This is a genomic window from Solibacillus daqui (assembly GCF_028747805.1).
GTDB lineage: Bacteria > Bacillota > Bacilli > Bacillales_A > Planococcaceae > Solibacillus > Solibacillus daqui.
This window is the reverse complement of the sequence record NZ_CP114887.1, coordinates 900,840-926,240: the sequence shown is the minus strand read 5'-3', so window position 1 is coordinate 926,240 and position 25,401 is coordinate 900,840. Positions and strand designations below refer to the sequence as shown.

At 39.0% G+C, this 25,401-nt stretch carries 25 protein-coding genes and 1 other annotated feature; all 25 genes read right to left on the bottom strand.

What is annotated here, in order from left to right:
- Positions 1 to 180: 180 nt before the first annotated feature.
- Complete coding sequence (pyrE, locus tag O7776_RS04305) at positions 181 to 813, bottom strand: orotate phosphoribosyltransferase (RefSeq protein ID WP_274309404.1); 633 nt, start codon at positions 811 to 813, stop codon at positions 181 to 183.
- A 1-nt stretch (position 814) separates the two neighbouring features.
- Positions 815 to 1,525, bottom strand: a complete 711-nt coding sequence (pyrF, locus tag O7776_RS04300; RefSeq protein ID WP_274309403.1) for an orotidine-5'-phosphate decarboxylase — start codon at positions 1,523 to 1,525, stop codon at positions 815 to 817.
- Positions 1,525 to 2,436 carry a dihydroorotate dehydrogenase gene (locus O7776_RS04295; protein ID WP_274309402.1) on the bottom strand — a complete coding sequence of 304 codons (912 nt, stop codon included), beginning with the start codon at positions 2,434 to 2,436 and terminating at the stop codon, positions 1,525 to 1,527. Before O7776_RS04295 ends, pyrF begins: the two co-directional genes overlap by 1 nt.
- The gene (locus O7776_RS04290) at positions 2,433 to 3,206 is read right to left on the bottom strand and encodes a dihydroorotate dehydrogenase electron transfer subunit (RefSeq protein ID WP_274309401.1); all 774 of its coding nucleotides are present in this window, start codon (positions 3,204 to 3,206) and stop codon (positions 2,433 to 2,435) included. The genes O7776_RS04295 and O7776_RS04290 overlap by 4 nt, the downstream gene beginning before the upstream one ends.
- Before the next feature lies 1 nt (position 3,207).
- Positions 3,208 to 6,405, bottom strand: coding sequence for a carbamoyl-phosphate synthase large subunit (gene carB, locus O7776_RS04285; protein WP_274309400.1), 3,198 nt, complete (start codon positions 6,403 to 6,405; stop codon positions 3,208 to 3,210).
- Positions 6,398 to 7,498: a carbamoyl phosphate synthase small subunit gene (locus O7776_RS04280; protein WP_274309399.1), complete on the bottom strand. Its 1,101-nt coding sequence runs from the start codon at positions 7,496 to 7,498 to the stop codon at positions 6,398 to 6,400. Before O7776_RS04280 ends, carB begins: the two co-directional genes overlap by 8 nt.
- Entirely contained in the window at positions 7,498 to 8,772 is a 1,275-nt protein-coding gene (locus O7776_RS04275; protein ID WP_274309398.1) for a dihydroorotase, read from the bottom strand. Before O7776_RS04275 ends, O7776_RS04280 begins: the two co-directional genes overlap by 1 nt.
- On the bottom strand, positions 8,773 to 9,651 hold the full coding sequence (locus tag O7776_RS04270) for an aspartate carbamoyltransferase catalytic subunit (RefSeq protein WP_274309397.1): 879 nt from the start codon (positions 9,649 to 9,651) through the stop codon (positions 8,773 to 8,775).
- A gap of 213 nt (positions 9,652 to 9,864) precedes the next feature.
- A complete protein-coding gene (locus tag O7776_RS04265; protein ID WP_274309396.1) occupies positions 9,865 to 11,151 on the bottom strand; it encodes a solute carrier family 23 protein in 1,287 nt (428 codons plus the stop codon).
- A 30-nt stretch (positions 11,152 to 11,181) separates the two neighbouring features.
- A complete protein-coding gene (gene pyrR, locus O7776_RS04260) occupies positions 11,182 to 11,727 on the bottom strand; it encodes a bifunctional pyr operon transcriptional regulator/uracil phosphoribosyltransferase PyrR (protein ID WP_274309395.1) in 546 nt (181 codons plus the stop codon).
- Positions 11,728 to 12,115: 388 nt separating this feature from the next.
- A complete protein-coding gene (locus O7776_RS04255) occupies positions 12,116 to 13,018 on the bottom strand; it encodes an RluA family pseudouridine synthase (RefSeq protein ID WP_274309394.1) in 903 nt (300 codons plus the stop codon).
- Complete coding sequence (gene lspA, locus O7776_RS04250) at positions 13,018 to 13,494, bottom strand: signal peptidase II (RefSeq protein ID WP_274309393.1); 477 nt, start codon at positions 13,492 to 13,494, stop codon at positions 13,018 to 13,020. Before lspA ends, O7776_RS04255 begins: the two co-directional genes overlap by 1 nt.
- Before the next feature lie 88 nt (positions 13,495 to 13,582).
- Positions 13,583 to 14,563: a methyl-accepting chemotaxis protein gene (locus tag O7776_RS04245; protein ID WP_274309392.1), complete on the bottom strand. Its 981-nt coding sequence runs from the start codon at positions 14,561 to 14,563 to the stop codon at positions 13,583 to 13,585.
- Positions 14,564 to 14,568: 5 nt separating this feature from the next.
- Complete coding sequence (locus O7776_RS04240; protein WP_274309391.1) at positions 14,569 to 15,711, bottom strand: FIST signal transduction protein; 1,143 nt, start codon at positions 15,709 to 15,711, stop codon at positions 14,569 to 14,571.
- Between the two features lie 343 nt (positions 15,712 to 16,054).
- The gene (locus O7776_RS04235; protein ID WP_274309390.1) at positions 16,055 to 16,381 is read right to left on the bottom strand and encodes an AzlD domain-containing protein; all 327 of its coding nucleotides are present in this window, start codon (positions 16,379 to 16,381) and stop codon (positions 16,055 to 16,057) included.
- Positions 16,378 to 17,094 carry an AzlC family ABC transporter permease gene (locus O7776_RS04230; protein ID WP_274309389.1) on the bottom strand — a complete coding sequence of 239 codons (717 nt, stop codon included), beginning with the start codon at positions 17,092 to 17,094 and terminating at the stop codon, positions 16,378 to 16,380. The genes O7776_RS04235 and O7776_RS04230 overlap by 4 nt, the downstream gene beginning before the upstream one ends.
- A gap of 89 nt (positions 17,095 to 17,183) precedes the next feature.
- Positions 17,184 to 19,949: an isoleucine--tRNA ligase gene (gene ileS / locus O7776_RS04225; RefSeq protein WP_274309388.1), complete on the bottom strand. Its 2,766-nt coding sequence runs from the start codon at positions 19,947 to 19,949 to the stop codon at positions 17,184 to 17,186.
- An 86-nt stretch (positions 19,950 to 20,035) separates the two neighbouring features.
- Positions 20,036 to 20,353 (bottom strand) — a binding site (T-box leader).
- Between the two features lie 67 nt (positions 20,354 to 20,420).
- On the bottom strand, positions 20,421 to 20,966 hold the full coding sequence (locus tag O7776_RS04220; protein WP_274309387.1) for a DivIVA domain-containing protein: 546 nt from the start codon (positions 20,964 to 20,966) through the stop codon (positions 20,421 to 20,423).
- A 95-nt stretch (positions 20,967 to 21,061) separates the two neighbouring features.
- Positions 21,062 to 21,850 (bottom strand): YlmH family RNA-binding protein, encoded by a 789-nt coding sequence (locus tag O7776_RS04215; RefSeq protein WP_274309386.1) that lies wholly within the window; start codon positions 21,848 to 21,850, stop codon positions 21,062 to 21,064.
- Positions 21,851 to 21,948: 98 nt separating this feature from the next.
- Entirely contained in the window at positions 21,949 to 22,209 is a 261-nt protein-coding gene (locus O7776_RS04210) for a YggT family protein (protein ID WP_274309385.1), read from the bottom strand.
- A 22-nt stretch (positions 22,210 to 22,231) separates the two neighbouring features.
- Entirely contained in the window at positions 22,232 to 22,771 is a 540-nt protein-coding gene (locus O7776_RS04205) for a cell division protein SepF (RefSeq protein WP_274309384.1), read from the bottom strand.
- 12 nt (positions 22,772 to 22,783) lie between these two features.
- Positions 22,784 to 23,452: a YggS family pyridoxal phosphate-dependent enzyme gene (locus tag O7776_RS04200; protein ID WP_274309383.1), complete on the bottom strand. Its 669-nt coding sequence runs from the start codon at positions 23,450 to 23,452 to the stop codon at positions 22,784 to 22,786.
- A gap of 75 nt (positions 23,453 to 23,527) precedes the next feature.
- The gene (locus tag O7776_RS04195; RefSeq protein ID WP_241367899.1) at positions 23,528 to 23,767 is read right to left on the bottom strand and encodes a PRC-barrel domain-containing protein; all 240 of its coding nucleotides are present in this window, start codon (positions 23,765 to 23,767) and stop codon (positions 23,528 to 23,530) included.
- A gap of 66 nt (positions 23,768 to 23,833) precedes the next feature.
- Entirely contained in the window at positions 23,834 to 24,604 is a 771-nt protein-coding gene (gene sigG, locus O7776_RS04190) for an RNA polymerase sporulation sigma factor SigG (protein ID WP_274309382.1), read from the bottom strand.
- An 81-nt stretch (positions 24,605 to 24,685) separates the two neighbouring features.
- The gene (gene sigE, locus O7776_RS04185; RefSeq protein ID WP_241367897.1) at positions 24,686 to 25,393 is read right to left on the bottom strand and encodes an RNA polymerase sporulation sigma factor SigE; all 708 of its coding nucleotides are present in this window, start codon (positions 25,391 to 25,393) and stop codon (positions 24,686 to 24,688) included.
- Between the last annotated feature and the right edge of the window lie 8 nt (positions 25,394 to 25,401).

The window sequence follows — 25,401 nt, the reverse complement described above, 5'->3', positions numbered from 1 at the left end:
ATCAATATGAGCTCTATATGGGCTGTATTCTTTCAAAAAAGTTTAAAATCAAGTAAATATATTAAACTTCAATTTTAAAAAAACTGAATTATTTTATAATGGAATTATATAACTATAATAAAAACGTGTAAAGTATATTTTTTAATACTTCACACGTTTTTGAATATTTTTAATATTTATTTATTTCAAGTTACCCTCTTTTAAATCTTTATGCCAGTTTTTTAAGAAAGGAATTTGATTTTCTTGAATGGTACCTGATTCATTTGCCGCTTCAATTAAATAATCAAAGTTTGTTAAAGAAACATATTTCACACCTGCTGCATTAAATGCATCTTCTGCTTTTGGTAAATTATATGTATACACACATACAACCCCAAGCACTTCACAGCCCGCTGCACGTAATGCTTCTACCGCTGTAATCGAAGAACCGCCTGTTGAAACGATGTCTTCTACAACAACAACTTTTTGTCCTGCTGCGTATTTTCCTTCGATTTGGTTACCACGGCCATGTTCTTTTGCCTTTGAGCGTACATACACCATTGGTAACTCTAAAATATCTGAAACCCAAGCAGCATGTGGTATACCAGCCGTTGCTGTACCCGCTACAACTTCACACTCTGCAAAGTTTTCTTGAATTACAGATGCTAAACCACTTGCTAATTGCTTACGGATTTTTGGGTCCGAAATAGTTAATCGTGTATCACAGTAAATTGGTGATTTAATACCTGAAGCCCATGTGAAAAGTTCTGTTGGGTTTAATTCAACAGCTCCTACTTGTAACATTGCGTGTGCGATTTCTTTTTGTAATGACATATTATTTTGCCTCCCATAATTTACAAACTTCTTTGTATGCAGTAACAGGATTTTGTGCACCTGTAATTGCACGACCTACTACAATTAATGATGAACCGTCTTTTTTTGCACCATCAGGAGTTGCAATACGCTTTTGATCATGCGCTTCTCCACCAAGCATACGAATGCCAGGAGTAACACGTAAAAAATCTTCTCCACAAATTTCACGAATAGCGTTTGCTTCATGTACAGAACACACAACTCCGTTAAGACCTGCTTGTTTCGATAACTGAGCATATTGTAAAACTGATTCGTTTAGCGATAACGAAATTTTTTGCTCTTGTTGCATTTGTTGTTCTGTTGTTGATGTTAATTGTGTAACGGCAATTAACGCAGCACGTGTTTTACCTGCTTCTGTTCCTGCCTCTAACCCTTCAAGCGCACCTTCCATCATGGCACTTCCACCTGCAGCATGTACGTTGACTAAGTCTACACCTAAGCGTGCTAAGCCTTTCATCGCAGATTTCACAGTGTTTGGAATATCATGTAATTTTAAATCCAAGAAAATATCATGGCCCTGTTCCTTTACTTTGGCAACAATCGACGGACCTTCCTGCATATATAATTCCATGCCAATTTTAACGAATAACTTCTCATCAAATTGCGCTAAAAAATTTAGTACATCCTTTTCCCCTGGGAAGTCTAAGGCAATAATCGGTTTTGTATTTAACATTAGCGATGGCTCCTTCCGATAATTTCAGAAATATGTTCAACCCCTAACGCATCTAAAGCGTTTGGTAATTGTTCAATAATCGTTGGACAAACGAAATGGTCCACAAAGTTTGCTGTACCTACTGCAACTGCCGAGGCACCAGCAGACATGAAATCGATCACGTCTTGTGCGCATGTAACGCCGCCCATACCAATAATCGGAATATTCACTGCTTTGTACACGTCGTAAACCATACGAATTGCCACTGGTTTAATTGCCGGACCTGATAAACCACCTGTACCATTTGCGATAACTGGTTTTCCTGTACGTTCATCTAAACGCATTCCAACAAGTGTATTAATCATCGTAATCCCGTCCGCGCCACCTGCTTCTACCGCTTTTGCAATATCGACAATATTCGTTACGTTTGGTGATAATTTTACATAAACCGGCACACTTGAAGCGGCCTTTACTGCTGCCGTTAATTCTTTTGCTGTTGCTGGATCTGTTCCAAATTGAATCCCGCCACATTTTACGTTTGGGCAAGAGATGTTTAATTCTAATGCCTTGACGTTTGGCGCTTTTGAAATACGCTCTGCTACTTCTACATAGTCAGCTACTTCAGTTCCCGCAACATTTGCGATAATTGGTACATCGTAGCCTTCCAAAAACTTTAGCTCTTCGCCCATTACTTTATCGATTCCTGGGTTTTGTAAACCAATTGCGTTTAACATACCTGCTGACGTTTCCGCGACACGTGGCGTTGGATTGCCTTTACGTGTTTCGACTGTTGTCGCTTTAATCATAATCGCACCAAGCTTTGATAAATCATAAAGCTGCGCGTACTCACGACCAAAACCGAAGCAGCCTGACGCTGGCATAATTGGGTTTTTCAACTCTAATCCTGGTAATTGTAAATTTAAACGGCTCATAATGCCACAACTCCTTTCGGGAATACTGGCCCGTCTGAACACACTTTTACATAGTCTTTTTCAATCTTGTCTGTTGTATCACATACACACGCGAAGCAAGCACCAATACCGCAGCCCATACGTTCTTCAAACGATAAATAGCCTTCTTTTTCAGGGTAGTAACCTTCTAATGCACGTAGCATGGGTAGTGGGCCACATGAATAAAAGATGTCGAACTCCGGCTTCACTTCGTCAAATACCGTAGTGACAAAGCCCTTTGTTCCTTTTGATCCATCAACTGTTGCGTAGTATGTGTCACCTAATGCTGTAAATTCCTCTTCGTAGAAGCATACATCTTCTGATTGGAAGCCTAATACGTGAATTGTTTTCACACCGCGCGCATTCAGCTGTTTTGATAGCTCATGTAATGGGGGTACTCCAATTCCTCCCCCTACTAATAGGGCAGTTTGACCAGGCTGCGCTGCTTCAACTGGGAAGCCGTTACCTAATGGACCTAATACATCGACCATTTGCCCTTCACGGTTTGTTGCTAAAAACTTTGTTCCGCGCCCTTCCGCACGGTAAATCATAGTAAATTCATTTTTTTCTTTATCGACATTGGCAATACTAATTGGACGACGTAATAATGGTTCGAATGTATCTGACACTTTTACATGAACAAACTGGCCAGGAGTCATGTCCTGAACCAGTTGCCCTTGTAGTGTCAATTCGAAAATGTTCGTCGCAATTTGTGCCTGCGCAACTACTGTCATTTTCTCTTGACGTATCATATTAGTGTACTACCTCCGCTTTTGGCATTTCTTCTGCTGTAAATGTCATTGATTCAATAACACGTAACATCGCTTCTGCTGTATCTAGTGAAGTTAAGCAAGGTACACCATTTTCTACTGACTCACGGCGGATACGGAATCCATCACGCGCAGGTTGTTTACCTTTTGTTAACGTATTAACAACTAATTGCGCTTCTCCGTTTTGAATCATGTCTAATAATGTTTTTCCTTTACCACCGATTTTTTCAACGATGTCTGTTTTAACGCCATTTGCTTCGAATAAATTTGCAGTTCCTTCTGTTGCTACAATTCGGTAGCCCACTGTAGAGAAGCGTTTTGCTAAGCTAACTGCTTCCTCTTTGTCTTTATCTGATACTGTAAACAGGATTGTACCATGTGTTTTAATTTCCATACCTGCAGCAACGAAACCTTTGTATAATGCTTTTTCGTAAGTTGCATCTTTCCCCATTACTTCACCTGTTGATTTCATTTCAGGTCCTAATGTAATGTCTACACGGCGTAATTTTGCAAATGAGAATACTGGTACTTTTACAAATACGCCCGTTTTTTCAGGTGCTAAGCCTGTTGGGTATCCTTGTTCTACGATTGATTGGCCAAGAATCGCTTTTGTTGCGATATTTGCCATTGGAATGTTCGTAATTTTACTTAAGAACGGTACTGTACGTGAAGAACGTGGGTTTACTTCGATTACATAAATATTCCCCTCGCTCATTACATATTGAATGTTCATTAAGCCGATAATGCCAAGACCTTTTGCTAAACGCGTCGTATAGTCCACAAGTGTTTGCTTTTGCGCATCTGTTAATTTTTGTGGTGGATATACAGAGATCGAGTCACCTGAGTGAACCCCTGCGCGTTCCACGTGTTCCATAATACCTGGGATTAACACATTTTCGCCATCACAAATTGCATCTACTTCGATTTCTTGCCCTGTTAAGTAACGGTCAACTAATACTGGGTGGTCTGGAGATGCTTCTACCGCGTGCTCCATATAGTATGCAAGCTCGTCTAAGTTATAAACGATTTCCATCGCACGACCACCTAATACATATGATGGGCGTACAAGTACTGGGAAGCCTAATTTTTCACCGATTGCTAATGCTTCCTCTGTTGATACCGCTGTTTCACCAGCTGGCTGTGGAATTTTTAGCTCTTGAAGTGCTGCTTCGAACTTGTTACGGTTTTCTGCGCGGTCAATATCTTCAAGCGTTGTTCCTAAAATTTTCACGCCATTTGCTTGTAATTTATCTGCTAAGTTAATCGCTGTTTGACCACCGAACTGTACAACAACGCCCATTGGTTGCTCTAAGTCTACGATGTGCATTACGTCCTCGATTGTTAATGGCTCGAAGTATAACTTATCAGAAATTGAGAAGTCTGTTGATACTGTTTCTGGGTTTGAGTTAATGATGATTGCCTCATAGCCCGCTTCTTGAATCGCCCATACAGAGTGTACTGTTGCGTAGTCGAATTCTACCCCTTGCCCGATACGGATTGGACCTGAACCAAGTACGATTACTGACTCTTTTTCAGAGCGAATTGACTCGTTTTCATCTTCGTATGTCCCGTAGAAGTATGGTGTGTTTGACTCGAATTCCGCTGCACAAGTATCCACCATTTTGTACACAGGAATGATGCCTGTTTCTTTACGGAATGCGTAGATTGCACTTTCCGTTGTGTTCCAAAGCTCTGCAACCTTTTTATCTGCAAAGCCTAGACGTTTTGCTGTGCGTAATACGTCTTTGTCGTTGACGTTGTTAGCAAGCGTTGTTTCCATATCCACGATTTTCTTTAATTTATTTAAGAACCATAAGTCAATTGCTGACCATTCATGGATTGTTTCGATTGTTACGCCGCGACGTAGTGCTTCACCGATGAAGAATAAGCGCTCGTCCCCTGCTTTTTTAATACGTTTTTCGATCCAAGCATCTGATAATTCTTCAGGGTGCTTCATTTCGATGTGTACGTGACCTGTTTCAAGTGAGCGTACGGCTTTTAAGATCGCTTCCTCGAACGTACGACCTAGCGCCATTACTTCACCAGTTGCCTTCATTTGTGTACCTAAGTTACGTTTTGCAGATTCGAATTTATCGAACGGCCAGCGTGGAATTTTTGCTACGATATAGTCAAGTGCTGGTTCGAAGCATGCAAATGTTGAACCAGTTACTGGGTTTTTGATTTCATCTAACGTTAAACCAACTGCGATTTTCGCTGCTAATTTTGCGATTGGGTAACCCGTTGCTTTTGACGCTAAAGCTGAAGAACGAGATACACGTGGGTTTACTTCGATTACATAGTATTGGAATGAGTATGGGTCTAACGCTAATTGAACGTTACAGCCACCCTCGATTTTTAATGCACGGATAATATCAAGTGAGATATTACGAAGCATTTGGTTTTCGCGGTCAGATAATGTTTGTGTTGGTGCTACTACGATTGAGTCCCCTGTATGGATACCTACTGGGTCGAAGTTTTCCATGTTACAAACTACGATTGCGTTGTCCGCTGCGTCACGCATTACTTCATATTCAATTTCTTTAAAGCCTGCAATTGATTTTTCAAGTAAGCATTGTGTTACTGGTGAATATTTTAGACCTGAAGTAACGATTTCTTGTAAGTCTTGGTCATTGTAACAAATACCGCCACCAGTACCACCAAGTGTGAATGCAGGACGTACGATTACTGGGTAACCGATTTTAGCAACGAATGCTTTTGCTTCTTCCATATTGTGAATAATGTCAGACTCAGGAACTGGTGCACCTAATTCGTACATTAAGTTACGGAATAAGTCGCGGTCCTCTGCTTTATGGATCGCATCTAATTTTGTTCCTAAAATTTCGATTCCAAGCTCATCTAAAATACCTGACTCATCAAGTTCGATTGCCATGTTTAATCCTGTTTGACCACCTAATGTGGAAAGGATTGCATCTGGGCGCTCTTTTCGTAAAATACGTGATACGAACTCTAAAGAAATTGGCTCGATGTATACTTTATCTGCGATTTCTGTATCTGTCATAATTGTCGCAGGGTTTGAGTTAATTAAAATTACTTTATAGCCTTCCTCTTTTAATGAAAGACACGCTTGTGTTCCTGCATAGTCAAACTCTGCTGCTTGTCCAATTACAATTGGACCTGATCCGATTACTAAAATAGTTTCAATATCTGTACGTTTAGGCATGTTGATTCTCCTTTGCTGCTTCTTGTTCCATCATTTCAATAAACTCGTCGAATAAGTGATTTGAATCTTCAGGGCCAGGTGAAGCTTCTGGGTGGTATTGTACTGTAAACACTGGGTACTTTTTATGACGTACACCTTCACAAGTACCGTCGTTCAGTGCAACGTGCGTTAATTCTAAATCTGTATCTTTTAATGACTCAATGTCAATTGCATAGCCATGATTTTGAGATGTTAAGTCTGTACGACCTGTTCGTAAATCTTTTACAGGGTGATTTCCGCCACGGTGACCGAATGGTAATTTAAACGATTTTGCACCACATGCTAATGAGAATAGTTGGTGACCTAAGCAAATACCGAAAATTGGAACCTTGCCGATTAAACCTTTGATCGTTTCGATACCTTCTGTTACATCTTCTGGGTTACCAGGACCGTTTGATAGCATAATGCCATCTGGGTGCATTGCTAAAATTTGCTCTGCTGTTGTGTTGTAAGGAACAACGATTACATCACAATCACGCTTATTTAGTTCGCGTAAAATGCCGTGCTTCATACCGAAGTCTAATAACACAACACGCTTACCGCGACCTGGAGATGGATATGCTGCTTTTGGCGATACTTCACGTACATGATGTGTAATGAATGGTGTATTTTGAAGCTCTGCTACGATTTTTTCTACATCTACTTCTGCATCTGCTTCCGTTAAAATCGCGCGTACTGCTCCTTTTGCACGGATGATACGTGTTAATTTACGTGTATCAATTCCCTCGATACCAGGAATATTTTGTGATGTTAAATATTCATCTAATGTCATATCTGAGCGCCAGTTCGATGGTTGATCCGCTAATTCACGAACAACGAAACCACGGATAGCTGGCGAAATTGATTCAAAGTCGTCACGGTTAATCCCGTAGTTACCGATTAATGGATATGTTAATGTTACGATTTGACCGTAGAAAGAAGGGTCAGATAATGTTTCTTGGTAGCCTGTCATACCTGTCGTGAACACTACTTCACCTTGGCTAGCTTGTTCACTACCGAATGCCGTACCTGTAAATACTGTTCCGTCTTCTAAAATTAATAAACGCTTTTTCATTATTCTGCCTCCTGATATACGATATTGCCTTCGAAAATAGTTACTACCGGCCAACCTTTTGCAACCCATCCATTGAATGGTGTGTTACGGCCTTTAGATACAAATCCTTCTGCATCAACTGTTTGCTCTTTTTCAAGGTCGATTAATACAATGTCCGCTGAAGCTCCAACCGTTAATGTACCATATGGTAAGTCGAAAATTTCAGCTGCCTTTACGCTCATCCAATCAACTAATTGCTTTAATGTCCATTTCCCTGTTTCTACAAAACTCGTGTATAGTAATGGGAATGCTGTTTCAAAGCCTACAATCCCGAATGGTGCGCCCACCATACCACAGCATTTTTCTTCTACTGTATGTGGTGCATGGTCTGTTGCGATACAATCAATTGTTCCATCTAATAATGCTGCGTGTAATGAATCTTTATCATCTAATGCTCGTAATGGTGGGTTCATTTTCCAGTTTGCATCATCTGATGGGATGTCCATTTCTTCTAATAGTAAGTGGTGTGGACAAACCTCTGCTGTTACTTTGATACCAGCAGCTTTTGCATCACGCACAGCACGTACTGATTCTTTTGTTGATACGTGACATACGTGGTAACGAGCACCAGCAGCTTCCGCTAATAGTACATCTCGCGCGATTTGCACTGATTCACAGATTGATGGAATACCTGGTAAGCCAAGCTCTTTATTACGCGTACCTTCGTGCATAACGCCGTCATAAATTAATGAGTTATCTTCACAGTGTGCAACAACAACTGCATCTAATTTCGCCGCTTGTTGCATTTGCTCATACATTGTTGAAGCAAGCTGAATGCCTACACCGTCGTCTGAAAATGCTACTGCGCCATTTGCTTTTAGCTCTGCCATATCTGTGCGCACTTCGCCTGAAATGTCTTTTGTTAACGAGCCATATGGTAATACGCGAATGACTGCACTATCTTTAATTAGGCCATTAATTAATTGCATATTTTCGATTGAATCTGGTACTGGCTTTGTGTTTGGCATCGCACAAATCGTTGTGAAGCCACCCTTTGCTGCAGAAGCTGTACCTGTTGCAATCGTTTCTTTATGCTCAAAACCTGGTTCACGTAAATGTGTATGGACATCTACGAAACCTGGTGAAGCGAAGTGACCTTTACCGTCAATTACTTCCGCTCCCGTTGGAATGTCTCCACCGATTGAAACAATTTTGCCGTCATCCATTATAATAGAAGAAACTACTAATTCACCTTGATCATTTATTAGTTTTACGTTTTGAAGTACTGTTGTCATTTATTCTCTTCCTTTCAAAATTGTTTCTACGATAGCCATTCGTGTGAACACGCCATTTCGAACTTGTTCAAAAATTCTTGAACGCTCACATTCGACTAATTCATCCGCAATTTCAACATCACGATTTACTGGTGCAGGGTGCATTATGATTGCCCCATCTTTCATTTGCTTTTCACGCTCTGGTGTTAAACCAAATTCTTCATGATAGCTTTCTTTTGAAAAATTTTTACTTACTGAATGACGTTCGTGCTGAATACGTAACAACATGATGACATCACTATCTGTTAACACTTCATCCCAACTATGTGCTGCTTCAAAATCTCCCGCCCACGCTGGTGGACATAAAAATCGTACATTTGCACCTAAACGCGTTAGTGCAGTCGCATTTGATTTTGCGACACGGCTATGTGAAATATCACCGACAATTGTAATATTTAAACCTTCGAACTTGCCAAACTCTTTGCGAATCGTATAAAGATCTAGTAGGCTTTGTGATGGATGCTGACCTGCACCATCTCCTGCGTTAATGACCGCACAGTTAATCCCTTCTAGTAATTCGTTGTAATACTCATCTTCCTTATCACGAATAATCACTGCGTCAATCCCAATCATTTCTAATGTTTTGACTGTGTCATACATCGTTTCACCTTTTGTCGTACTTGAAAAACCTGCATCAAATGGGATTACTGTACAACCAATGCGTCGCTCCGCCATTTCAAAGCTTGTTTTTGTACGAGTACTTGGTTCAAAGAAAAGATTTGCTACATTGTAAGAGCGTTTTAAATTAGGCTCCATTCCGTTTTCGAAGTCTTGTGCTCGATCTAAAATCGCTATGATTTCCTCATTCGATAAATGTTCCATCGATAATAAATTTTTCATGCTCGCGCCTCCGATTTTGAATATACACTTTAGCAAAATGTGTATTTTATTGAAAAGTTGTTGCATTCATATCCACTAAAAAAACCTCGCTAATTCACAGAGCGAGGTTTAAAGGGTGTGACAAGCTAAGCGTGATCGTTTTTCACTATCCGCCTAAGTTGCCTTACCCTTTATTGCCTCTCTGGACAATGTTAAAAGGTACTGCTTATAAAGTTAGTCAAAATCTTCTACCGTCTTATCACGGCCAGGTAAGATTAAGTTTAATAATACTCCGATAATAGCTGCTAATGCCATCCCAGATACAACGAGTGAACCGAATTCAACTTTCGCGCCACCGATACCGATTACTAAAATTACCGATGCAATTACCATGTTACGGTTGTTCCCGAAATCTACATTGTTATCTACGAACATCCGTAAACCACTTGATGCGATAATACCAAACAATAGAATGGAAATACCACCTAAAACAGATACCGGTATTGTTGAAATGATCGCCATTACTTTACCGAAGAAAGAAATAATAACCGCGGCAATTGCTGCTCCAAAGATTACATATACCGAATAGACACGTGTAATGGCTAATACACCAATGTTTTCACCGTAAGTTGTTTTTGGTGGACCACCGATTAATGCACTAACTAATGTCCCTAAACCATCCCCTAATAGCGAGCGGTCTAAACCTGGATCTTTCACATAGTTACGGTTTACTACTTTCCCTAATACTAATTGGTGACCGATATGTTCAGAAATCGTTACAATTACAACTGGAACCATTGCCAGTAAAATCGTACCTGTAATCGTGAAATCATAGTCAACACCAGGAATTAAGAACTTCGGTAATGCAAACCAGCTTGCTTCTTTAACTGGGGCAAAGTTAACAATCCCAATTGCTAACGAATATAGATAACCGACAACTAAACCTAATAATATTGGCATTGCGCTTAAAATATTTTTAAAGTATACGTTGAAAATGATTGCTGTGAATAAAGTTACTAACGCAGCTGAAAAATGTAATCCGTTATATTCGCCGTTTACGTTCATCGCCATATCTACTGCTGTACCTGCTAAACCTAAACCTATAACGATAATTACGGGTGCTACAACGATTGGTGGTAATAAAGCCATTAACCATTTGTAACCGGTCATACGAATTAGTAATGCGACTATCGCATAAACAATTCCGACCGCCATTGCCCCAATCATCGCATTTCCTGGATTAACGGCCATACCTGAAGCATCTAAGCCTGCCACAGTAATAATTGGTGAAATGAAAGCAAATGAAGACCCTAAATAGGCAGGAACTTTAAATTGTGTTATTAATAAGAAAATAATCGTTGCGATACCGCTTGTTAATAATGCGATTGAAGGTTCTAACCCTACTAATGTTGGTACTAAAATGGTTGAACCGAACATAGCAAATAAATGTTGCAAACTAAGTGTAATAAGTTGTACGGCACTAGGTTTGTCATTAATATCTAATACTGCTTTAGAAGACATTCCGTTTCCTCTTTTCTTTCTATGCTCTTTTTAATCTTCTTTTACAATCTTTACAATATCTTGTCCATCTACTTCTTCTAAGTTGACGACAATGCGTTCATGACCAGCTGTCGGAACGTTTTTTCCAACATAATCTGCTCGAATTGGCAACTCTCGGTGACCTCGATCTACTAATACGGCTAACTGAATTTGGGAAGGTCTCCCTAAATCCATCACTGCATCGAGAGCAGCACGTACTGTTCTTCCTGTATAAAGTACGTCGTCTACTAAAACAATCTTTTGGTTACTTACTTGATATTCAATATCTACTTGCTGTACTTGCGCTTGATCATTGACTTGCTTTGTTGATAAGTCATCGCGATATAACGTAATGTCTATCTCACCTGTTCGAATGGCTTTGCCTTCAATCGTTTCAATTCGATCGGCTAATCGTTTCGCTAAATAGGCTCCGCGAGTTTTAATCCCGACTAAAATTACTTCATCAATGCCTTTGTTTCGTTCAATAATTTCGTGCGCAATTCGTGTAACGGCACGATTCATTGAGGGTCCATCTAGTAATACCGAAGTTTGTTGCATGGTTGTTCTCCTTCCGTAAATTTATCATGTTCACTTGGGTACAAATTTCCAAATAAAAAACCCTCTAGATCATCTAGAGGGTTGAAAAAGTCATGTTGAAAAATTGCATACGTAAATTTTTGCGCACAAAAATACGTAAAGCCATTCACATTTTCCCTTTTCAGTCTCTCTGGACTGCCTTTAAAGGTGAACATTATGTAATTTTATAAGGTGACTACTTGCTTGCTCTCGTCAAGCTCTTTCGTTCACTGTTGTCAGTATATGCTTCTTTTTAGCTTAAGTCAACAGTCAAGTTATAGGTTGGACAACAAAAACAAAAAATTTAAATTGTCTGATATTGAAAAAAAACACCGAAACTTTACTCTGAGGTAAAATTTCGGTGTTTATATTATTTACGCAACTCCGCTAATAGCTCTTGGAAGTCAGCTGGTAATGGTGCGCTAAATTCTAGATATTCTTTTGTAACAGGGTGCACAAATCCTAGTACGCCTGCGTGTAGTACTTGCCCCCCAAAATCAATCGTTTTCTTTGGTCCGTATTTTGGGTCTCCTGCTAACGGGTAGCCAATGTAGTTCATGTGTACACGGATTTGGTGAGTACGGCCCGTTTCTAATCGGCATTCTACTAATGAAAATTCCCCAAAACGCTCCATTACTTGGAAATGTGTTACCGCATGCTTGCCGTTATCTACAATCGCTTGCTTTTGACGATCTTTTTGGTCACGTCCAATCGGTGCATCAATTGTGCCCTTTTCATGTGCAATATGCCCATGAACTAGCGCTGTATATTTACGTGTAACGGACTTTTCGACTAACTGGTTCACTAGCCCCTCATGCGCAACATCATTTTTAGCAACCATTAATAAACCCGATGTATCTTTATCAATACGGTGCACAATACCAGGACGTGCTACGCCATTAATTCCTGATAAGTCTTTACAATGATACATTAAACCATTTACAAGCGTGCCTGTTGCATGACCTGGTGCAGGGTGTACAACCATGCCACGAGGTTTGTTTACAACTAATACATCCGCATCCTCATACACGATTTCTAAATTTAAATCTTCTGGAACGATTTCTAAATCTTCCACTTCAGGAACGTCTACTTCTACAACGTCCCCTAGCTTTACTTTGTATTTTGCTTTGACGTTTACGCCGTTTACTAAAATGCGCTCTTCATCTAACCAGTTCGAAATTTGCGAACGTGACCATGAAGCTTCCATAGAAGAAAGGGCTTTATCAATACGTTCCCCAGCAAAATCCTCCATTGTTAACGTGACTACTGCCATTATTTCACCTTTTTCTTATTCATTTTTTCCTCAAAAATAATCGTAATAAATAGCATGATTACAGCAATTGTTAGTGCTGCATCTGCAACATTAAAAATTGGGAAGTGATAGTTAATGCCCGGAATGAGCACATCAACAAAGTCTACAACTTCACCACGGAATAAACGGTCTATAAAGTTACCGACAGCCCCGCCTAAAAGAAACATTAAGCTCACATGGTACATTGGTTTTCCTTTTGCTTCTGTATGATTAAAGTAAATAATTGCGATAATTACTGCAATTGTCACAATTGTAAATAGCCACATTTGTCCTTCTAGCATACCCCAAGCCGCACCACGATTACGATGCGATAAAATGCCTAGCCATGGGTCCCATATACTAATACGTTCCCCAAGCTCCATATTTTTAACGATTAGCCACTTTGTCCATTGATCCAAAATGACTGCAAACACTGCTAATCCGTAATATTTATACACAGCCAATCCTCCGTTTACGATATATCTTTCCTATTTTAACATAATTACACGATGAAACGATAATATTAGCATGGGAAATCTGCGATCACTACAGTCGATTATTTTTTAGTGCTTCCACTAATTTTTTTACTTGTATGATATAGGAAATCATATCATTTGCATTATATGACTTTGTTTCAGAAAAACCATAAAGCTGTTCGATATGCTGTATAGAATTTTGAGACGAATATACAATTTTCTCTAATACATCTTGTAATGTCATCACTTGATTTAATGTTTGTTCTGTCGTTTGCTGAATCTCTTGCATACTTTTTGCTAATTGCTGTTCAGACTGTTCAATTCTCACAAAATATTGCTGTGTTTCTGCAGACATTTGTTGCGTAAAATCGACTGTTTTTTGCTCTTGCTGTACACTAGCTGCAACATTTTCCATATGTCGTACAATTTCTGTCACTTTTCCATTAATCTGTTCGAGAGCTTGTTTACTTTGTTCCGCTAATTTACGTACCTCTGCTGCCACCACTGCAAAGCCTTTACCATGCTCCCCCGCACGCGCCGCTTCAATGGAGGCATTCAAAGCTAACAAATTTGTCTGGTCCGCAATTGCACCAATTAATTGAGCGAAATCTTGAATTTCCTTCGTATCCTGTTGTAAATCACCAATGGATACACCGACAATCGTAAAAATTTGGCGTACCTTTTCCATTTGGCTATATAGCGCATCCATCTGATTACGCCCCTCTTGAATCAATTGATTATTATGCTCAACTTGCGATTCAACTGAAGCTGTAATTTGTTGAATTTCCTCTGTTTCTTGTACAATTGTATGCGCACTCTCATATGTAAAATCAAGCATTATCTGATCCTGTTGTAGCGACTCTGAAATCACTGTAATACGCTCCAAAAATAAACTATCATCTTCGGTATTTTTAGCATTTGCTTTTTTTAATAAGTGTAGCAATTCCTCTACACCTTCAATAATTTGTGTGCGTTCTGCCTGTGTTAGCTTCTCAATTTCCTCATTCACTTGCTCAACTATTTGTCCTTTTTCAAACCATCTTTTTAACATATCATTCACTCCGCTCGTAATTTTCCAAAGCCAATTAACAGCATTGTTTGGTTAAGCTGTGATTTATTTAACTGCTCTCCATAACTTGAAAATCCGCATAAATTTGGCAATTGCTTTAAGCGTTCATTCATCTTTTCCATTAGACGCTCTTGTTGAAATTGCTGCTTTCGTAAAATACAGTTACATGCTAATACACCATTTAATTGCGTAAAATGATTTGTAAAATTGTCGATTGTTTTTTCCATTTCTACAATCGCATCACGTGGTTGCAATATTTCTAGTGTTGTCCCCTCATATACTTGGCAATAAAATTCAATTGCACCGGATTCCCTCAACATAAATGGCGATGCATTATAAAAATCATTATTTAACTTTCTACCTAATGGATGCAGTGCCCAATTCTTATCTAACGCAGTTACCGACACTCCTAACGCTTGTGCAAATACCTCGGCTGCTGGTCTACCATTCATTTCATAAACAATTCGTTTTTCTGGGTCAGCCTTTGTAATTTTTACTTTCTTGCCCATACTTTCAAAGTTATTTTCTTTAATAATATAAAAATCAACAGACGGCTTTATAAAAATGACTGCTCCTCCTGTTGTAGTAAATTCACCATTTACACTAACATAGGTCGCTTCAAATTTTGCATCATCACCTGCCGTCCCACCAAAAATCGGAAATCCATCTTGTTCAAAAATTGAATTCACAACGGACAGCATTTTTTCCTCACCAGCCTGTAAGCCCACAGGAAAAACAAACGCTAGTCCTTCATTTTCAATGTTTTTCGAATGTAACGGAATACCTAGCTGTTTTGCAGTGTCAACAAGCTTTTGGCGCTCAAAAATCGGATACTTTGCAATGTCTGTCATTAATGTCGCTTGAAATTTACCAATCTGTGATGCGTAACTTTGTACACTTAGACTAAATTCGTCAAATCCTGTTGGTCCTATTTCACCAGTTGTTGTAACACCTACAATTTGGCTTTTCGGAAATTTGTTCGTAAAACAGGATACCAACTCATCAAAAGAATAGGATGTACTAGCAAAAAACAGCAACAATGCTGGGTCTTTATGTATTGTTAGCGCAAGCTCATCCACTGCCTGCTTTGCTTGTTTCAATTTAGTTATAGCGGAACAAATTAAATCCATATTATTACTCCCTTTTAGTAAACTTATACTATTAATTAAATCTCATTGTTTAACTTCAGAATATTATAGCATAAACTAATACTCTATAAAATTTCCAATATCCTATAAAAAAAGACCTACCTAACAATTTGTTAAGTAAGTCGAGAAAATTATCAATTACTTCTCGGCGTAATTGCATCCAGATTTTTTTCAAGCTCGCTTGAAAAATCCAACTAAAAAATCTGTGACATCCGCCGGGGTTTGGGCCAACACGATGTTGGTCACTTAGGCGTTGCCGCACGACGCGGCGTTCTTAGCCTGAGTTCCCCTATACAACCGGGGTTTGCCCCCACGCTGTATCAGGTTAAACAAATAATAAGCGCATAACTGCCATTGTTACAACACCCGCCACTACCGTTTTCGATAAACTTTTTGTAATGAGTGCAACAACCAAAGTAGGAATAAACGCTCCCACATTTAACCAATCAATTGTTACAAAAGATTGCTGCTTATGAAAAAATCCTTCAATAACAAGAGCAGATAAAATACAAACCGGTATGTACGCTAGCCAGCGCAGTACAATGTCTGGCATTTTCATATTTTTCACTAACACAAAAGGCAAAATACGTGGAATCCATGTTACCAATGCACAGCCCGCTATTAATAATACCATCGCAATTGTTGTCGTCATTTTTCAGTTACCACTCCAATCGTTGCCACAACTATCGTTGAAAGTAGCACCGCTAAATGCCCAGGCATGAAATACAGCATCCCGTACATGCTGACGACCATGACCGCAATTAACTTTAGATAATGCATTATTTTTTCCTTTGGAATGCTCTGCAGCGTTAACACAAGCAATGCAACAAACATCGCAACAAGTGCATAGTCTAAGCCCCACTTTTCTGGATCTGGCAGCCATTGCCCAATAATCCCACCTACTGTACAAGCTACAATCCATGTTGTATATGCAGTCACATTGAGGCCATCCATCCATTTCCCACCTAGACGTCCTTCTTTCCCAGCCGTTACAACAGATACCCCAAAAGTTTCGTCTGTTAGCAGTGTCCCAAAACCGATATTACGCAGCATCGAATATTTCGTAAAATACGGCGCAATTGTTAAAGACATTAATAAATGCCTTAAGTTCACAATGAAAATCGTCACGATAACAGCCGAAAGAGGAGCTCCAGCTAAATATAGCCCACAAAAAATAAACTGCGCTGAACCTGCATAAACAAGTACTGAAAGTAAAAACACTTCGAAAACAGAAATTCCAGATGCAATCCCGACAACACCGAACGCAACGCCAATACTAATATAGCCGAGCAATGTTGGGATGCAATCTTTCACACCTTGTAAAAAGGTATCTGGTGTATACGGTTTTTGTTCTGTATATTCCACTACAACGCCCCCTTAAAAAACTTTCTTTTCTGAAAATAAAAAAGGTTTGAAAGAACGCCGTTACCAAAAGGCAACAGCGTTCCAATTTTTTATACGTAATAATTTTCTACAACATCGGCACAACGTTTACATAATGTAGCATGCTTTTCATCAGAACCAACCGTTTCTGAAATTGTCCAGCAGCGTTCACATTTTTCTCCGTCTGCTTTTTCAACAACTAAAGCTGTTTTTTCTAAAGTTAGCGCTTCAGCAGGAGCTGATTCTTTACCACCTGCAATAACAAATTGTGACACAATTGAAAGTTGAGCAAAGTCGATAGTTGCATCATTTAATATTTCTACCGTTTCGGCATCTGCATATACAGAGATTTTTGCTTCTAATGATTTACCGATTGTTTTTGCATTACGTGCTTCTTCTAATGCTTTTAGCACTTCATTACGCACAGCAATCACTTTTGACCATTTTGCACGTAATTGTTTGAAGTTTGCTTGTTCATCAACCTCTGGGAAATCTGTTAATTGAACAGAAGCTTCTTTACCTTCGAACTCCATGTAGCCCCATAATTCTTCTGTTGTATGAGGAATAATTGGTGTTAATAATTTCACTAACGCCATTAATGTATCATACATTACCGTTTGCATTGCGCGACGGGCTTTATTGTCCGTTCCTTCAATGTACACAACATCTTTTGCAATATCTAAGTAGAATGAAGAAAGTTCAATCGCTACAAAGTTATTCACAGTTGTATACACTGTTGAGAAGTCGTAACGGTCATATGCTGCAAGAATCGTTTTCACTACATCTTGTAAGCGCATATACATATATTGGTCCATTTCACGTAAGTCTTCGTAAGCAACGCGGTCTGTTGCATCATTGAAGTCTGTTACGTTTCCGTGTAAGAAACGTAATGTGTTACGTACTTTACGGTATGTCTCCGAAACTTGTTTAATCATATCCATTGAGATACGAACGTCACCTGTATAGTCTACTGATGCTACCCACATACGTAGGATATCTGCACCATATTGCTCCATTACTTTTAGTGGATCGATCGTATTCCCTAATGATTTCGACATTTTACGGCCTTCACCATCAAGTACGAAACCATGTGTTAATAAGCCTTTGTAAGGTGCATAGCCATTAATTGCAACAGATGTAATTAATGAAGAGTTGAACCAGCCACGGTGTTGGTCAGAACCTTCTAAATAAAGGTCAGCTGGGTATTTCATGCCGCGCTCCACAAGCACACCTTGGTGTGATGAACCTGAGTCGAACCAAACGTCCATGATGTCATTTTCTTTTGTAAATTTACCGTTCGGGCTACCTTCATGTGTAAAGCCTTCTGGTAATAATTCTTTTGATTCTTTTTGGAACCAGATGTTTGAACCGTGCTCACGGAATAATTTAGAAACGTGTGCGATTGTATCTGGTGTGATGATTGGGTCGCCATTTTCTGCATAGAAAATCGGAATTGGCACACCCCATGCACGTTGACGAGAGATTACCCAGTCACCACGGTCACGAATCATATTGTAAAGACGTGTTTCACCCCATGCAGGTGTGAACTCTGTCGCTTTTACCGCTTCTAATAATTCGCCACGGAACATTTCTACCGATGCAAACCATTGTGGTGTTGCACGGTAAATAACTGGTTTTTTTGTACGCCAGTCATGTGGATATGAATGGGTGAACTTTGAAACGTTTAGTAATGCCGCTTCTTCTTTTAACTTTTCGATTACGATAGGGTTTGCTTTTTCATAGAATAAGCCCTCAAAGCCTGGTGCTTCATCTGTATAGCAACCGCCGTTATCTACAGGTGATAAAACTTCTAAGCCGTACTGTTTACCAACGTTATAGTCGTCTTCACCGTGACCTGGTGCTGTGTGTACACAGCCAGTACCAGCATCTGAAGTTACGTGCTCTCCAACCATCACTAATGAATCACGTTTGTAAATTGGGTGCTCTGCTACGATTAAATCAAGCTCTTGCCCTTTTACTTCTTGAACGATTTGTACATCTTCCCAACCGAATGTTACTGATAATTTTTCAAGTAATTCTTTTGCTACGATGTATTTTGCACCCGCAACTTCAGCCACAACATACGTATATTCAGGGTTCACTGAAATCCCTAAGTTCGCTGGAATTGTCCAAGGTGTTGTTGTCCAGATAACGAATTTTGCATCTTGAGGTACGACACCTTTTGCATCTTTAATGCCGAATGTTACGTAGATTGAATATGATTCAACATCTTTGTATTCGATTTCTGCTTCTGCTAATGCTGACTCAGAAGATGGTGACCAATATACAGGTTTTAAGCCTTTATAAATATAGCCTTTTTCCGCCATTTTGCCGAATACTTCAATTTGTCGTGCTTCGAATTCAGGCTTTAATGTGATGTATGGATTTTCCCAGTCTCCGCGTACACCTAAGCGACGGAATTGACCTTTTTGATTTTCAATTTGCTCGTACGCATACTTTTCACAAAGCTCACGGAACTCAGCAATTGACATTTCTTTACGCTTAACACCTTTATTCGTTAACGCTTGCTCGATTGGCAAACCGTGTGTATCCCAACCTGGCACATAGTTCACATGAAAACCAGACATTGTTTTTTGGCGGTTAATCATATCTTTAATTACTTTATTTAATGCATGCCCTACGTGGATATCACCGTTTGCATAAGGAGGTCCATCATGCAATATAAATTCTGGGCGACCTTCCGTGCGCTCCATTACTAATTTGTTGATATCCATTTCATCCCATTGTGCTTGAATTTGCGGTTCCTTAGTCGGTAAGCCCCCGCGCATAGGGAAATCTGTTTTTGGCATTAATAACGTCTCTTTGTACTCTACCATGTAAAAAGCCTCCTAAATTTATTGAAGTTGTATGCTCGAACTAGGGAGAGCTGCTTTTCAAAATAAAAAAGCCCCTTCATCCCAGTAAAAGGGACGAGGAGCATTAGTCTCGTGGTACCACCCTAATTTCGCGAAATATTCGCCTCATTAGACACTGTAACGTCGTGTGATACGAAATAGCTTACTTAATCAATTACGCCTCGGCTAACTTTTGTCCAGATTTTTTTGAGTTCACTCAAAAAACTTCCTTTAAAAATCTGTGACATCTGCCAGGGGCATATTAACTTCATTCAGCTATTTAGCTCAGGAGTGATTTTCGATTTAGCTTGTTTGGTTCGAGCTTTCACTATCCTCGAATCGCTAAGCGGCAATGCCAAATGTACTGTCTCCATCAAAGCTTTATGCGTTTTGCATATCATTTCATTATTCTTCAGTATAGAAATCACACCGCGAAATGTCAAGTACGTTTCCTTAATAGGATGGAGTACTATCTGTTGACGCAGCTTCAGCTTCATCGGAACGGTGCTGGTCTTGAATATCTGTTAAATCTACTTCATATTCTAATAAATGATCCCAATCGCCTGTATTTAATAAATCCAATTGTGCTTCTACTAACATTTTGAAGCGGTTGCGGAACACTTTCGATTGCTTTTTTAATTCGTCAATTTCAATTGTTACTTTTCGGGCTTTTGTTAATGCATCGTTAATAATACGATCAGCATTTTTTTCTGCCTCTTTAACTATTAATTTTGCTTCTTTTTGAGAGTTGCGACGTACCTCATCAGCAGCCTCTTGCGCGACAACGATTGATTTTTGCAATGTATCTTCCAATGAATTGTAATGATTCATTTTTTCGATCATTGTTTGTACTTGATCTTCTAGCTCTTTCTTCTCACGCAAAATAATTTCATAGTCTTTGATTACTTGATCTAAAAATTCGTTTACCTCGTCTTCTGCATAGCCACGGAAGCCACGTGTAAATTCTTTATTATGTATATCAAGAGGTGATAATGGCATATCGTTCTACTCTCCTTTACATGTACATTGTTACAACACATTATAAACGTTTCTTAATCGAATAACATCATGTTTTCTTAAAAAATCCTCGAAACCTATGCTTTTTGCTCTAAACGTCCTACTTGTAAGCGTATTTTATCTTTTTTTGTACGTCCTTCTGTCATAATAACCTTCATGCGACCGAATCCTCTTGCTGATACAATATCGCCCTCTTGTAACTCAAATGCCACTGCTTCACGCACAGTCCAGTTTACTTTTACTTTGCCTGCCGTTATCAAATTTTGTGATTTTTGACGTGAAATACTAGCTACAGTTGCTAAGACAACATCTAAACGCATAGAAGACACCGTATAAGAATTTTCAACCCACTGTTCCTCATTTTGAATAAGCGAGGTTGTTAAATTGACTTGTTCAACATGTACCTTCACTTTCCCAATACCCGATAGATTAGCACGTACATAATCAGAAATTTCAGATGCTAAAGCAAATTGCACTGTATTTTCTGCCAAGCGAATATCCCCAAACTTACTACGGTCTAATCCAATTGACAATAATGCTCCGAGAACATCAGGATGACGTAATTGTACAAACTTTGCAGGATAGTTTATCGCATAGACACCAATTTGAAAATCGTCTTCTGTTGGTTCAAAATAGGATGGGGCAATGAGCATACGCTTGCGTTCTGCTTCTTCAAAGGCACCTGCCGTAAAAATAAGAAGGTCGGCATTTTGACCAATTACCGATTCGACAATATAGCGCTGCCTTGGATCTAAAAAATCCGTTAGTTTTGGAGCATAACGGTCCTCTACCTCGCGTTGCCAACCGACAACTTGTTCGATAAATGGCTGCTCATCTTTACGAAAATGCTGTATTAAATGCTCCATATTAAGCCTACTTTCTATTATGTTCAGTGTTGTATTCCATTTAATGCCCAAATTGAAAAGAAAACCCCAACATGTTTGAAGTGTAGGGGTTTAATCGTTTATAGTAAAAAACTTAGAACATTAAAGACGCCGCGCTCAATGAAATATAGCACGAATAAACCAACAATCGGTGAAATATCAATCATGCCAATTGGTGGGATAAACTTACGGAAAAAGCCTAAATATGGTTCACATACTTGCTCTAGGAAACGACCAACTGCAGATTCTTGTAGCGCTGGCACCCAAGACATTAATATGTAACCAATCAGCATATATCGATAAACAAGAAATACTGTACTAATAACTCCAAAAATAATCATTATATTACCTCTCTACTAAAAATTATTCGAATGTTAAATTCGAAATTTCTCCGGATACTTCTACGTTTTCTGGTGTGCATAAGAAAATGTCATTACCGATACGTTGAATATCTCCACCTAAAGCGTATACTGTTCCGCTTAAAAAGTCGATAATTCGCTTTCCTTGATCGCGGTCAATGCGCTGTAAATTCACAACTGTTGCACGTCTTTGCTTTAAATGCTCAGCTATATCTTGCGCCTCTGCATAAACACGTGGCTCTATTAATACTAGTTTTGAATTTTTAGATGATGCTGCAGCTTGAAGGCTTACAACATTATTACTATTTTGAATGTTAGGTTGCATAATTACTTCATTACGCTGTTGAGTTACTTTTCGTTCTTTCTTCATACGGTTTTGAATCACCTGTGTTTGTTGTTTTTGAACTGCCTCTTGATAATATGCTTCTTGTGGTGTCGCTTTAGGAACTTGCTTTGATGGCGTTGCTTGCGCTTGAGCCGGAGCTTGATCTTCTTCGATGTCTTCTAAATAAAAGAATTTATCAAAAATATTTTTAATGCTCATATTACATCCTCCTTAGCCAACAAGAGCCGTTCCTATTCTGACAAATGTTGCGCCTTCCTCGACTGCAATTTCATAGTCATTTGACATCCCCATCGAAAGCTCTGTACAAGGTACGTTCGGAATGTTTAACTCGGACACTTGTTGTTGCAATTGTTTTAATTGTTTAAACACATTACGAATGACGGTTTCATCTTCAGTAAAAGGAGCCATTGTCATTAAGCCAACTACTTCAATCTTCGAAAATTGCTCTAATTGTTTTACAAATTCTATTGTTTGCTCATTCGTTAGGCCATGCTTTGAATCTTCACCCGAAACATTTACCTGTACAAAACATTTCACTTTTTTTGAAGCTCTTTTTTCAATTTCCTGTGCTAAACTTAAACGATCCAATGAATGCAAGTAATCAATTTGGTCGATTACTTGCTTTACTTTTCTAGTTTGTAATGAACCGATATAATGCCACAAAACTTTTGCATTAATTGTTTGTAATTTAGTTGCGAGACCTTCTGGACGGTTTTCCCCTAAATGAGTTAAGCCGGCAGCAATAGCCTCTTTCGTGCGCGCTACATCTACCTCTTTTGTCACAGCGATAATATTTACCTGCTGCTGTACTTTTCCACGTTGCTTTGCCTGTTCTATATGTTGTTGAATAACTTCTAGATTGTTTTCGATTTTAGCCACTTTTTTCCCAACTTTACTACAGTAGTTTCCTACATTGTAACAAGCGTAGTGGCAATTTACAATGAATAGGCTGACCTATTCATCATGCGTTTTCACTAAAATAACATCTTTTCCTACTGTGAGTATATGACTAAAGGCTATCTTCTTAACTGTCTCTTCCCCTTGAAATAAGTGGTAAAACTTTTTTGGTGCAGAAATAATTAGTGCTACTATTTCTCCACGCGCCTCGTCAATTTCTGCATCTACAATATACCCGATAAATTTCCCACTAACAGAATCAATAATCTCCTTTTCCTGTACAGAAGAAAATCTCATGTTCCCATCCTTTCTATGAACTAAAAGGGACAGCCCTTATCACGGACAGTCCCTCTTTCAAAAACTTTAACGAAAATCACGCTGTAATAATTCAACCGCGCTTTTTTCTAATCTAGAAATTTGTGCTTGTGATATCCCTAAGCTTTGAGCAATTTCAGTTTGTGTTTCGCCGAGGAAAAATCGTTTTTCAATAATCATCTTTTGGCGACTATTCAAACGCTTCATGCTCTCTTGTAGCGAAATCGTACCTACCCATTGTTCTTCGGTTACTTTATCTCTAATTTGATCCATCATATAGATGGCATCGCCGCCATCCGAGTAAATCGGTTCTTGCAGCGACATCGGATCTTGAATCGCATCAAGTGCAAATAGCACATCCTCTTTTTTCATCTCAATTTCCTGTGCTAGCTGCTCAATTGTCGGTTCACGTAAATGCTCAGCAATATAACGTTCCTTTGCTTGCATCGCCTTATATGCAATATCTCGTAGTGAACGTGATACACGTAAAGCATGATGGTCACGTAAATGGCGGCGAATTTCCCCCATAATCATCGGCACTGCGTACGTTGAAAAACGCACATTATGCTTTAAATCAAAGTTATCAATCGCCTTCAATAAGCCAATACAGCCCACCTGGAACAAATCATCTGCCTGTTCTCCCCGATACGCATAACGTCCTACAATACTTAACACAAGCCGTAAATTACAAAAGACAAGCTCGTCACGTACATACAGCTCTCCTTGTTGTAATCGAATAAATAATTGCTTCATTTCCTCCGGTTTTAAAACTGGTAAGGTTGAAGTATCAACACCACATAATTCTACTTTCGTCCGCATAGCATTTCACCTTTCGAACTTCATGATTAACATCAGTTTGTCCGGAATTAGTTACACTATGCACGCCAAAATTAGCCAGTATTACGCAATAGGTTCATTTAAATATTCACGTAAATCTAAAATAATTTTCTTTTCTAAACGCGAAATATATGACTGAGAAATACCTAAGTGATCCGCCACTTCCTTTTGTGTCATTTCTTCTTTGCCATTTAAACCAAAGCGACACTCCATAATATATTTTTCACGTGGTGTTAATTGATTGATCGCCATAAACATATGCTGGCGTTCAATTTTTCGTTCAACATCCATTGTAATTATATGTTCTTCTGTCCCTAAAATGTCGGACAGTAATAATTCATTGCCATCTGCATCAGCATTGAGCGGTTCGTCAAAAGACACTTCCCCCTTCATGCGGCTTGTCTTACGTAAATGCATTAAAATTTCATTTTCAATGCAGCGAGATGCGTAAGTCGCTAACTTAATATTTTTGTCTAAATTAAAAGTTTCAATTGCTTTAATTAGCCCGATCGAACCAATGCTTATTAAATCCTCGATTGGTGTCGTTGTATTATCAAAACGTCTTGCAATATAAACAACTAAACGTAAATTACGTTCTATCAGCATATCTCTCGCGTGTAAGTCCCCATTCATAAAAGCTTCAACGACAACAACTTCTTCTTCTCGTGTTAATGGAATTGGCAATGAATCATGTCCTCCTATATAGTATGTCCCTTTTTTCGTAAAATAGCTAAATAGTTTAACAATCCATGATTTTAGTTTTTGTAACAATATCGAGC